Raw genomic sequence first — 10,036 nt, 5'->3', positions numbered from 1 at the left:
CCCCGCCGACACCAGGAAGTGGCGGCGGCGGATCGCCACCCGGTGCACGAAGATCACCGACATGGCGTTCTCCAGCACCGTGAACGCCAGCGAGCTGAAAAAGATCATGCTCGCCAGCAGCACCCAGCCGATTACCCCGCGGTTCGCCAGGAAATTGGCCAGTTCGGCGACCAGCGCGCGCGATTGTCCTGGCAGCAGCCATTCCAGATAGCGGGACAACGTCGCAAGCAGCGACTCCGGCTCGATCACATGCGACAGCGCGATCACCATCAGTATCAGCATCGGCACGATCGACAGCAGCGCGTAGTACGCCACGGCCCCGGCCAGCAGCAGCCCCTGGTTGGCGCGGAAATGCCGGAGCGTGCGCAGCACGAAGCGGCCGGGATGCTTCAGCACCAGGCGGGCGCGTGCGTCGAGTATCGGCATGGCATGAGGTCCGTCATCGGCAGGGTGGCGGTACGAAGCGCTGGCGACCGAGCCTGGCGGTTGCCCGGCCGTTTTCGCGCCGCTTGCGTCGCTCCTCTCAATGTGGCGCATCGCGCGCGGCGCGGCAAGGCGTGCTTGTCCTACACCGGCTAGCGGCTTTCGCCGACAGAATCCCGGCCCGACAAGGCTATGCTTGAGTGATGCGAGGCGGGCGCGTTTGCCGCCGTGTGCCTTGCGCATTGCATTCGTCCCCCGTGCCCCGTGCCCCGTACCCCGGCATGTGACCGGGAAAAGTCCACTGCTACCTTCACTCGCGCTGGTATTGCGCCCCCCAAGCCACCTCTCATGCCGTCTTTCACGCGAGTAATCTGCAACCCATGGCCGATCTGAATGCCGGGCCCGCCTCGGTGAGCCAATCGCCTGTTCCTCCTGATCTGGCTGCCGGCCCTGGCAGCGGAGCCCGTACGGACAGCCACGCACCCGGGCCTGAATCCGCAACCGGGCAGGCGGCGGCCTCCCAGGCAAGCGTGGCGCCGGAGGCCGCCCCCGGCTTTGTACCTGCGGGGCGCGACACACGGGCGCTGACCGTCCTCGCGGTGCTGGCCTCGCTCTATACGCTGCACCTGGCCCGCGAGTTCGTGATTCCCGTGGTGCTGGCGGTGGTCATTGCCTACATGCTGGATCCGCTCGTGACCGTGCTGTGCGGCCGTCGCATACCGCGCGTGCTTGGTGCCTCGCTAGTTCTGCTCGCGCTGCTGGCCGGCGTGGTCTGTTGCGCCTACTTGCTGCAGGACCAGGTATCGGGGCTGGTGGACCGCTTGCCGGAAGTGGCTACCAAGCTGTCCCGCTCGGTGGGCGCCTTGCTCAGCGGCGACGACTCGATGCTGCAGAAGATCCGGCGGGCGGCCACGGTGCTGGGCGGCACCGGGCAAGGGCCGCCCGTGCGTGGCTCGCGGGTCATCGTGGAACGCGCAGGGGACTCGCTCAACAATATCCTGCTGGCTGGCTCGGTTGGCGTCTTCGCGCTCGTCGGCCAGGCATCGGTGGTGTTGTTCCTGAGTTTTTTCATGCTGGTGTCCGGGGACATGTTCAAGCGCAAGTTCGTCAAGATGGCCGGGACCACGCTGTCGCAAAAGAAGATCAGCGTGCACATGCTCGACGAGATCAACCGGCAGATCCAGCGCTACATGGTGATGCTGGTGGTGACCAATGCCATGGTTGGCGCGCTGACCTGGTTCCTGCTGAAATGGCTGCACGTGGACAACGCCGGCACCTGGGCGCTGGCCGCCGCCGCCTTGCATCTGGTGCCCTATTTCGGCGCGGTCCTGATCGCGGTGTGCATCGGGCTTGCCGCCTTCATGCAGTCCGGCGACTTTGGCACGGCGGCGATGGCGGCGGGCGGCTCGCTGCTGGTCGCCACCCTGATCGGCGCGCTGGTCACCACCTGGATGACCGGACGCATGGCCAAGATGAACGCCGTCGCGGTGTTTATCGTGCTGCTGCTGTTCACCTGGCTATGGGGCACCTGGGGTCTGCTGCTGGCCATTCCCATCGCCGTGATCGCCAAGGTTGTGGCGGATCATGTGGAGGGGCTGGAAGTGCTGGCGGAGTTCCTGGGCGAGTGAGGGCCGTTGCGGGGACAGCCCGTTGATGCTCACTGCCCTGCGACGAAACGCGCCACCAGTTTCGCAACGGCGGCCGGTGCGGCATACGGCAGGCACGCCTGCAAGTGCAGTGTGCCTGCCGTATGCCAGGCCAGTTCCGCCTCGCGCTCGTCGAAGCGCAGCGTGCCTTCGGCAAACACGCGTTCCTGGCGCATCCCCTGGTTCATCGAGACAAACCGCAGCGGCACCACTTGCGCCGGGTTGTTGCCGCCGTCCACCCACAGCCACTGGTACTTGCGCGAGCGCGGGGCATCGGCGGGCAGGCCAAGGCGCTTGATCTCCAGCACCGTGCCGGCGTGCCCGGTGAAAGCAAAGAGGATCTCGTAGGCGGGCGTGGCCGGGGTTTGTGTCATGGCTGGCTGGAAAGCGGGCGTGCCGGCATCGCGGCAGCATCCCTGGGTGCGCGATTCTACCCGTGCGTCCCACATGCGCAAGCGGCGCATACCGATAGCCGAACACCCTCAGTCCATGCCCTGGGGACAGGGCGCTGACATCGCTGCAAGCGAGCCGGCGTCACACGTGCCGGTCGCCCCTTGTTCACAGTGGCCAGCCTGTGCCCCGGCGATATGGCTACGCGGCCAGCGCTTCCTCGACGAACAGCAAGCGATCGTTGCCCCAGAACAGTTCGTCGCCGACGATGAAACTGGGCACGCCGAACAACCCGCGTGCCACGGCCGCTTCGGTGGCCTGCTTCAGGGCATCCTTGACCGCGGGGTCGTCGATCATGGCCAGCACCTCGCGCGCATCGAACCCGGCCGCCGTGAGCACGGCGCCAATCTCGGCCGGATCGTTCAGGTTGCGCTGCTCTTCCCACATGGCGGTGAAGATCGCCGCTACATAGCGGTGGAACGCCGCCTCGTCCCGCATCTGGAAGCCTGTCGCGGCGCGCATCAGCGCCAGCGTGTTGACCGGGAAGTGCGGATTCTGCCTGAGGTTTGCGCCGTAACGCCGCGACCAGCGCTGCGTGTCGGTCTTCGACCAGAGGCCCTTGGCCGGAATCTCCGCGGGGCTATGGTTGCCGGTGGCCTTGAAGACGCCGCCCAGCAGGATCGGCCGCCATACGATTTCGGCGCCGGTGCGCTGCGCCACGCGAGGCAGTTCCTTGTAAGCCAGATAGGAGTAGGGACTGCCGAAGTCGAAATAAAACGCTACTTGCCTGCTCATGCCTTCGTCTCCGCTTGTTGTCGTGTCTTGTCGTTGATCGCTTCACTGCCGCGCTGGCCGCGCCTTACCACGGCTCGATCCACGGCCGGATGTCGAGTTCATGCGTCCACGCGTCGCGCGGTTGCTGGTGCAGCATCCAGTAGGTGTCCGCGATGTGCTCGGGATTGACGATGCCGTCGTCCTGCTTGGTGGCGTAGCGGTCGGGGAAGTTCGAGCGGATGAAGTCGGTATCGATGGCGGCATCCACGACCAGGTGCGCCACATGGATATTCTTCGGCCCCAGCTCGCGCGCCATGCTCTGGGCCAGCGCGCGCAGCGCGTGCTTGGCGCCCGCGAAGGCGCTCATGCCATCGCGCCCGCGCAGGCTGGCGGTGGCGCCGGTGAAGAAGATCGAACCGCGCCCGCGCGGCAGCATCACGCGGGCCGCCTCGCGCCCCATCAGGAAGCCGCCGAAGCAGGCCATTTCCCAGACCTTGAAGTAGACGCGCGACGTGGTTTCCAGCACGGAGAACCGCACGTTGGCGCCGATGTTGAATATCGCGACCTCCAGCGGCGCGATCTCGCGCTCGATGCGCTCGATCAGCGCCACGGTCTCGTCTTCCTTGCGGGCGTCGCAGGCAAAACCATAAGCCTTGCCACCCTCGGCGCGGATCTGCTCCACCAATGGGGCGAGCTTGTCGGCGCTGCGGCGCGTCACGCACGCGATATAGCCTTCGCGCGCAAACCGGCGCGCAATGGCGCCGCCGGTGGCGTCGCCAGCACCCACCACGAGGATGGCTTTCTTGTCGGACATGTTTGTCTCCGGTCTTGGATTGTCAGCCCGGGCAGGGACGCGGACGGGCTGTTTGCGCTCTGGCCGACGCCACCCGCTTCCTATGGACAATGGACGCGGATCCGGCGTAAGCTAAACGTTCGTTTAGTAAACGAACGTTATGGTATGAATGCAGGTGCCGTCAAGTCCTGTCCTTATCCGTATTCCTGTTTTTATCCGTGTTCCGAGCCCAGGAAAAGCAATGCGTTATTCCGCAAGTCATAAAGCCGCCACTCGACAGCGGGTCCTGGAGGCCAGCGGTGCGCTGGTCAAGCGCGAGGGGTTTGCCGCCACCGGCGTTGACCAGCTGATGGGTGCCGCCGGCCTGACCGGCGGCGCCTTCTACAGCCATTTCGATTCCAAGCAGGCGCTGCTGCGCGAGGTGATCGCGCGGGAGCTGCAGCGCAGCCGCGAGCTGCTGCTGCTCGACGGGGAAGGGGGCGATGGCGCGTGGCTGGCGGGGATGCTGGACCGCTATCTCACCATGGGGCACGTACGGCATCCGGAGACAGGGTGTCCGTTGCCGAGCCTTGCGGCGGAAATTGCACGGGCCGATGTGGAGACACGCACTGCCTGCGAGGACGGCCTGGTTGCCATGCAGCGGGATATCGCCGGGCGGCTCGGGAGCGGCGAGGCGGCCTGGGGCGTGATGTCGCAGTGCGTGGGCGCATTGATGCTGGCACGCACGGTGGCCAGCCAGGATGTGGCGCGGGAAATCCTGGCTGGCGCGCGGGACATGCTGGAGCGGCGGCTGGGCGAGCAGGCCGTGGATGCGAGGGGATTGAAGTAACGGCTTCCCCCGTTCCTTGCTTCACCCTCTCAACTGCTGGCGACTTCCAATTTCCCTCCGGCGGTTCTGAGGCCCCCACCTCGCGTGCCACATAGTCGTTCCTGAGGATGCCGGGGATGTAAACCAGGGAAGCAGCGCCGCACGCTGTCAGTCGATGGCGGGCGTCAATGGCGGCAACCTGGCCATTGCAATTCTCAATTCTCCCTTCAGTCGTTCGCGACCGTGCGCGAGCGCCAGCGGCCGTCGCCTTGCTTGCAGAACCAGCCGGTCCAGTTGTCTTCCTGATCCCCGCGCTTGAGTTGTGCCTTCAGTTGCCGGCAGGGCTGGCCCTTGTCGGTCTTGCTGCGCAGCGGCGTCAGCTGGCCTTCGATCGGCTTGCGCTTGCCTTCCGGGGGGGCGGTCCAGGAGACCATCGTCCCGTCGGCGCCGTTGTTCAGCACGTCGCGCACGTTGTGGGCGAACGCGGTCGATTCCTTCTGGCTCATGGTGCCGATGACCGTGCCGTGGATAAAGGTGTCGAGGTAGGCGAACGCTGGCGCGGCCGGGGCGAGCAGGGCAGCGCTGAGTAGCGTGGTACGGAGCAGCAGGCGCGGTGTCATGGCAAAGGTCCTTGGTGGACATGGGAAACGGCTGGGGGAACCGGCACGGAGGCGGGGGCTCAGTCCCGCCGTTCGATGTACCGAAAGTAGCGCATCTCGGCGCCTGTCGAAGCGGGCGCCAGCCAGTATCCCTGCCGCAAACTTAGTCCACTCTGGCAGCAAAAGGCAATACAGTCCGTTTGTGCCGCGAGTTAAGGCAAATGCATTGCCGCTTCGCTGCACGGCCGCGCGGACTCAGGGCGTGACAATATTGAACATGCCGCAGAACGTATCGAGCAGGCCGGGCGGTGCTTGTCGTGCAGGTCCAGGGCCGCCCTGACCGTCTCGGCGGTCACCAGCGGGTCGGTGGGGAGGCGAGGTTCCGACCATATGGGAGACACACGGCCAGATGAAGTGAAAGTTTTTGTGCGGCGATCTGAATTGTGTAGCAAACTGCACCGCGGTGCAGCCGTTCATTGCACAATTTTCCCAGGGGCCGATATGAAATCTTTCAACCGGTACTCCGCGCCGGGCCGGGGCGCGCTATGTTCAAGCCGGACCTCGCAGCATGCTTGCCGCGCTGCATAGTCGGGGCGTTTGCCCCGTCCTCGCGCTAAGTGTTCCTGTTTTTCTCTTTCGCTGACTACTTGCCAGGATTCCCATGCCGAATCGTCATTTGCTCTCCCATTCCCTGCACGCAGTCGGCCTTGCCGCAGCCGTGCTCTTCACCCCGCTGAGCCAGGCTGCGTCCACCCCCGTCGCCGGCATTGCCGAGGAACTGGTGGTTTCCGGCCGCATCGTCGCCATCGATCCGGATTCGAAGGCGGTGCTGGTGCAGGGCCCGCGCGGCAACGTCGTCGAACTGATTGGTGGCGATGAAGTGAAGAACTTCAAGCAGATCAACAAGGGCGACATAGTGACGCTGACCCGGGACGCCGCCGTGGTCACCACGCTGGATCCGGTCGACACCAAGGACACGCCAATCACGGAATCGGTGGAGCGCACCGCGCGTACGGGGGACGGCGCCAAGCCCGGCTTCGCGCGTGAGATCACGACCACGGTCACGGCGCAGATTACCAAGGTCGATACCAAGAACCGCACCGTGACCTTCCGCACCCCGCGCGAGACGCTGCGCACGGTCAAGGTGCGGGACCCGAATATCGACCTCAGCAAGATCAAGGCGGGCCGGCTTGCCAAGATCGTCTATCGCGAGGTGGTCGCGATCGTGGTCACCAGTTCGGCCAAGTCCTGACCCTGGCAGGATTGCGAAGCATCCCGCGGCGCTGTATGGCCGCGGGATGCTTGCGTTTACGCGCTAGCGGTGAAATCCGTGGAAACCGCCCATGCGCCGGCCGCCGCCGCCGAAGTTGCCGCCGAAGTTGCCACCCCCGCCGCCGCCCCACTGGTGCGCTGTCTGCCCGAAGCGCTGCTGTCCCACATTGCGCGCCTGCCGCTGCTGGTCCAACTGGCCGGCAACATCCGGGTTGGGCTGCACCGGCTGCCAGCCGCCGGACGTGTGCTTCTGCCAGCCGCCATCCTGGGTGTGCTGGTAGACGTTGCCGTCGTGCCCGGCGTACACATCGCCGTTGTTCCAGGCCACCGCATTGCCTTTGTCCCGGTTGACCATCACGCCTTTGCTGGCCGCTTCATGCTGGCCGGTCTGCGTGTTGCCCGCCACGCCGAACTCGGCCGCGCCTGCACGCCCGGTCTGCGCGTTATAGCCCGCTACCTGGCGCCCGGCGGCGTAGTTGCCGGTGTACTCATTGCCGGCGACGCCGCCACGCCCGGCGCCGCTGCGCCCGGTCGACGGATTGGAGAAGGCGCCTTGCCGTCCGGCCACGGCGTTGCCGCTGTAAGGGTTGAAGGCGGCGCCGGCGCTGCCCTGGTAGCGCGCGCCGGTTGCCGGGTTGTAGCCCGCGCCGGCGGCGCCGCGCCATTGCGTGCCGGTCCAGGCGTTGTAGCCGGAGACATGCGTCACCGTGCCTTGTCCCCAGCGTCCGTAGAAATTCGCCGTGTTGACGTTGACGTAGTTCCAGTAGCCGCCGCCCCAGTAGGGGCCCCAGTAGGGCGCGGCGGCGCCCCATACCGCGCCCACGGCGAAACCGAAGGCGAAGCCCTCAGCGGTGCCAAGCGCAAAGCCCGCGCCATAGCCATAGGTGGGGGGATAGCCATAGTAAACCGAGCCGACGTAGGCCGGGTAGACATAGCCCGTGCCGTAGACCACGGTGCCGTCCGGGTTCACCACCACGCCCATATAGCCAGGCGTATAGCCGACTACCACCATGTCCGGGGTGACGGAGTAGATGCGCACATAGGTGACGTAGTGCAGCGGCGAACTGGCCGGGATGGTGTAGATCGTGCCCGGCACCTCGGTGGCGACGCGCCAGGGGCCGGTGGGTGCGGCGGCGGTGAACCACACGCCGTTGGACACCGCGTAGTAGTGCTCGCCGTCAACCTGGAGTACCGGCGTGGCGGCGTTCACCGCGTAGCTCAGCGAGGTGCCGGCAATGGGCATGAAACGCGGCGAGCCGTCGAAGGCGACCGTGAGCGTGGCCTTCGCGCGCGACACCGATGCGGTCTGCGGAATGGTTGCGGCGATCTGCGCCTCGCGGGCCTGCGGCGTGCCCGGCACCGACACCAGCACGTTGGCCTTGGGATCCTGCGGCGGAATCTTCGCGAAGTCCGCCGGCAGTTCGCTGCCGGGCACGAATTGCCACGGGCCATCGAATCCCGGCGCACGGAACCAGCGGCCGGAGATCAGCACGTAATACCGGTTGGAGCTGGGGTCGACGAATACCGCGCGATCGGTATTGGTTACCGTCAGCAGGCCGACGCCGGCCACCGGCGACAGCTTTGGCGTGCCGTCGATGACGATCAGTTCTGTGGGCGAGGTGGACACCAGTACCGCCGGTGCGCTGGCGGGGCGCTTGCCGTCGGCGGGCAGCATCGGGTCGGCCTTGACGCCGGCCTGTGCGCGGCTGCCAGCGGTCACCAGGGCTTGCGGCGGGCTGGCCAACACCGCCCACGGGCCGTTCAGCCCGTCAGCGGTGTACCAATAGCCCGCGGCCTGCAGGTAGAGCTTTCCGCCGCTATCGCGCAGCAGCAGGGCGCGGCCGTTGAGCGCGTGCTGGTAGCGCGTGCCGCTCACCTCGCGCCAGGCCGGTTCGCCGTCCACCGGCACCAGCAAGGTCGGGACCGATGCGAACACGATGCGCGGCGCATCGTTCTTCACCGCCACGCCGGGCGCCTTGGCCTGTTGCTGCGAGACGGCGTAGCTGGCCTGCAGTTCGTCGAGCGGCACGGTCATGCCGGCCTTGGGCAGGCGCCCCACCAGCGCCGCGCGCACCTGGTCGGCGCCGTCGGGATTGGTCGGCACCTCGACGCTGGTAATCCGGATGTCGCGCATCTGCACCAGGCCGGAGGCCTTGTCGATATCGGCGCGCGCCGCAAAATGCGCCACGCCATAGGTGGGCGCGCCGTCCTTTGCGCCCACCGCAACGGCGGCGCGGCCGGACAGGCGATCGCCATCCCATTGCTCCACCTGCGGCTGGTAGATCTCGATATGCTGGGAAGCGGCATCGAAATCTCGCGGCCAGGTCAGCGGCGCCGCGGCCTTCGGCGGGCTGGCGGCCTGTGCCTGGGGCAAGCCCGGCGCCAGGCATCCGGCAATCAGCAACAGGCCCAGTGGCGCGGCGAGATGGCAGCCGGGCCCCGATGTCCGCGTGGGCGTTGGTATCGGCTTTTGCATAAGACGGCTCCAGTGCTGTGGAAAGGTGGCGGGATGGCACAGCGGCGGCTTAATGCCAGGCGCTGCCCACCTGGACATAAAAGGCGTTCTGGTCTCTGCTATGGGCCACGTCGATGCCGGTCGACACCCCCAGCCTGCGCGCGATCAGGTAGCGAAAGCCCCCGCCGATGGCCGGCTCGGTGATGAGGGCCGGCACCGGCAGCGCGCCCTTGTGGTTGAGCAGGAAGTCGCTTGCGTCGAGCTTGCCGTCTTCGGGGTCGGGGAAGCTCAGCGCTTTCGGGTCTTTCGTTTGGTTCTGGTTGTTCTGCTGCACGGGTTGGGCGTGCGCGGTTGCTGCCGCGAGCGCGAGCACTCCACATGCAAGCAAAGCTTGTGTGCAAGGAGAGCGGTTCGGATTCTGCATGAAAAGCGTTGGGGGCGACGGCCGGCTCCACGGCGGGCTCCGTTATGTCCCGCCACCTTAAGCCATCGCCCTGCGGCGTGGATGCCACGCGAAAACTTTCAGATCACATGGGAAAAGTTCTGTATATCGCACACGGGCAGCCTATGTCAGCATCGCCCTGAGTGATCGATGCGCCAGTCGAGTCATTCGGCTGGCAGCAAGCGGAAATTCTCAGGGAAATGCAGCGATGAAGACGAATCTGCTGTGCTGCGGCCAGACCGCCACGTTGGCTCCCGCGACAATTCCCTAACATCGATGCCAAAAACATTCATCTCTCCCCCCCGGCTTGCTCTGGCATGCGAAAAGCACGCCCCAGGCTGGGGCGTGGCCAGCCTATTGCGGACCGCAACCATGAATCGTCGTCGAGAGAAGGACAGTCAATCCCGCCGTGCCGCGCCGGCTGCGGTGACGGT

At 66.2% G+C, this 10,036-nt stretch carries 9 protein-coding genes and 1 pseudogene; 3 read left to right on the top strand and 7 right to left on the bottom strand.

What is annotated here, in order from left to right; genetic code table 11:
• A partial coding sequence (locus tag CF70_RS38325; protein ID WP_235185223.1) for a YhjD/YihY/BrkB family envelope integrity protein occupies window positions 1-426 on the bottom strand: 426 nt, incomplete at its 3' end.
• 377 nt (window positions 427-803) lie between these two features.
• Between CF70_RS38325 and CF70_RS26530 the strand changes: the two genes are divergently transcribed.
• Window positions 804-2,051 (top strand): AI-2E family transporter, encoded by a 1,248-nt coding sequence (locus tag CF70_RS26530; protein WP_035871962.1) that lies wholly within the window; start codon window positions 804-806, stop codon window positions 2,049-2,051.
• A 29-nt stretch (window positions 2,052-2,080) separates the two neighbouring features.
• Here CF70_RS26530 and CF70_RS26525 read toward each other — a convergent pair whose 3' ends face one another.
• The 3 genes from CF70_RS26525 to CF70_RS26515 all read right to left on the bottom strand — a co-directional run bounded on the left by CF70_RS26525 (window position 2,081) and on the right by CF70_RS26515 (window position 4,047).
• On the bottom strand, window positions 2,081-2,443 hold the full coding sequence (locus CF70_RS26525; RefSeq protein WP_152561924.1) for a hypothetical protein: 363 nt from the start codon (window positions 2,441-2,443) through the stop codon (window positions 2,081-2,083).
• A gap of 217 nt (window positions 2,444-2,660) precedes the next feature.
• The gene (locus tag CF70_RS26520) at window positions 2,661-3,254 is read right to left on the bottom strand and encodes a 2-hydroxychromene-2-carboxylate isomerase (RefSeq protein ID WP_035871955.1); all 594 of its coding nucleotides are present in this window, start codon (window positions 3,252-3,254) and stop codon (window positions 2,661-2,663) included.
• Window positions 3,255-3,318: 64 nt separating this feature from the next.
• Window positions 3,319-4,047: an SDR family oxidoreductase gene (locus CF70_RS26515; protein ID WP_035871952.1), complete on the bottom strand. Its 729-nt coding sequence runs from the start codon at window positions 4,045-4,047 to the stop codon at window positions 3,319-3,321.
• A 220-nt stretch (window positions 4,048-4,267) separates the two neighbouring features.
• Here CF70_RS26515 and CF70_RS26510 point away from each other — a divergent pair, with 220 nt between their 5' ends.
• Complete coding sequence (locus CF70_RS26510) at window positions 4,268-4,855, top strand: TetR/AcrR family transcriptional regulator (protein ID WP_035871948.1); 588 nt, start codon at window positions 4,268-4,270, stop codon at window positions 4,853-4,855.
• 206 nt (window positions 4,856-5,061) lie between these two features.
• On the opposite strand, the gene CF70_RS26505 is transcribed toward CF70_RS26510, so the two are convergent.
• Window positions 5,062-5,454: an RT0821/Lpp0805 family surface protein gene (locus CF70_RS26505; protein ID WP_035871942.1), complete on the bottom strand. Its 393-nt coding sequence runs from the start codon at window positions 5,452-5,454 to the stop codon at window positions 5,062-5,064.
• Window positions 5,455-6,094: 640 nt separating this feature from the next.
• Here CF70_RS26505 and CF70_RS26500 point away from each other — a divergent pair.
• The gene (locus CF70_RS26500) at window positions 6,095-6,685 is read left to right on the top strand and encodes a hypothetical protein (RefSeq protein WP_035871939.1); all 591 of its coding nucleotides are present in this window, start codon (window positions 6,095-6,097) and stop codon (window positions 6,683-6,685) included.
• A gap of 63 nt (window positions 6,686-6,748) precedes the next feature.
• Here the strand turns inward: CF70_RS26500 and CF70_RS26495 are convergent, their stop codons facing one another.
• Together CF70_RS26495 and CF70_RS39085 are read right to left on the bottom strand one after the other, a co-directional pair.
• On the bottom strand, window positions 6,749-9,181 hold the full coding sequence (locus CF70_RS26495; protein WP_152561923.1) for a YXWGXW repeat-containing protein: 2,433 nt from the start codon (window positions 9,179-9,181) through the stop codon (window positions 6,749-6,751).
• A 49-nt stretch (window positions 9,182-9,230) separates the two neighbouring features.
• A pseudogene (locus CF70_RS39085) lies at window positions 9,231-9,353 on the bottom strand (glyceraldehyde-3-phosphate dehydrogenase); the annotation flags it as partial.
• Window positions 9,354-10,036: the final 683 nt, after the last annotated feature.

The organism is Cupriavidus sp. SK-3 (assembly GCF_000611145.1).
Classification (GTDB): Bacteria; Pseudomonadota; Gammaproteobacteria; order Burkholderiales; family Burkholderiaceae; genus Cupriavidus.
The sequence above is the reverse complement of the archived record's forward strand: the minus strand, read 5'-3'. Positions and strand labels throughout refer to the sequence as shown.

What these genes read in the sequence shown, in the direction of transcription:
- CF70_RS26530 (WP_035871962.1), top strand. Translation starts at nt 804, where the DNA reads ATGGCCGATCTGAATGCCGGGCCCGCCTCGGTGAGCCAATCGCCTGTT.
- CF70_RS26525 (WP_152561924.1), bottom strand. Translation starts at nt 2,443, where the DNA reads ATGACACAAACCCCGGCCACGCCCGCCTACGAGATCCTCTTTGCTTTC.
- CF70_RS26520 (WP_035871955.1), bottom strand. Translation starts at nt 3,254, where the DNA reads ATGAGCAGGCAAGTAGCGTTTTATTTCGACTTCGGCAGTCCCTACTCC.
- CF70_RS26515 (WP_035871952.1), bottom strand. Translation starts at nt 4,047, where the DNA reads ATGTCCGACAAGAAAGCCATCCTCGTGGTGGGTGCTGGCGACGCCACC.
- CF70_RS26510 (WP_035871948.1), top strand. Translation starts at nt 4,268, where the DNA reads ATGCGTTATTCCGCAAGTCATAAAGCCGCCACTCGACAGCGGGTCCTG.
- CF70_RS26505 (WP_035871942.1), bottom strand. Translation starts at nt 5,454, where the DNA reads ATGACACCGCGCCTGCTGCTCCGTACCACGCTACTCAGCGCTGCCCTG.
- CF70_RS26500 (WP_035871939.1), top strand. Translation starts at nt 6,095, where the DNA reads ATGCCGAATCGTCATTTGCTCTCCCATTCCCTGCACGCAGTCGGCCTT.
- CF70_RS26495 (WP_152561923.1), bottom strand. Translation starts at nt 9,181, where the DNA reads ATGCAAAAGCCGATACCAACGCCCACGCGGACATCGGGGCCCGGCTGC.